At 61.7% G+C, this 394-nt stretch carries 1 protein-coding gene; it reads right to left on the bottom strand.

Annotated features, from left to right (window positions below; translation table 11 throughout):
- Nucleotides 1-348: TrbI/VirB10 family protein (locus tag RVY79_RS17815; protein ID WP_317465843.1), on the bottom strand; the 348-nt coding region annotated here is incomplete at its 3' end.
- Nucleotides 349-394 lie beyond the last annotated feature (46 nt).

The following is a 394-nucleotide window of genomic DNA, read 5'->3' as shown; positions in this document are numbered from 1 at the left end:
AAGGCGCTCCTGCCCGATGCTGATGTCGCTGCTGTAAGTCCCAACCAGCATCGAACCTGCCGGAATCGCGAGGCAGGTGCCATCCACCGTGTCCCATACGTTCTGCGACACCATCGCGCGAAACTCGCCCGGCTTATCCGAGTTGTTGCCGCCGACAAACGTCGCTGGAATCACAAAGCCCTGGGATACGGTGCAACTCGGCAAACGGCCCGCAATACCTGTGCGCTCGTACTTCGTTGCTGCTGTCTGTTTCAGAAACTGTTGATCGCTGTTGACGGGCGCAGCATCAGCAGGCGGTGCGCCGGTTGCGTTGGCAGCCGCTGCGGCAGCCTGCTGCATCGCCCGCATGGACGTAGGGTCCAGCGTACCTTGAAGGTCGACTTTCGGGCGTGCG

Origin of the sequence: Chromohalobacter sp. HP20-39 (assembly GCF_033052815.1) — a bacterium.
In the GTDB taxonomy this organism is placed as follows: Bacteria; Pseudomonadota; Gammaproteobacteria; order Pseudomonadales; family Halomonadaceae; genus Chromohalobacter.
Note: the sequence above shows the minus strand (reverse complement) of the source record. Positions and strands in the feature narration are given on the sequence as shown.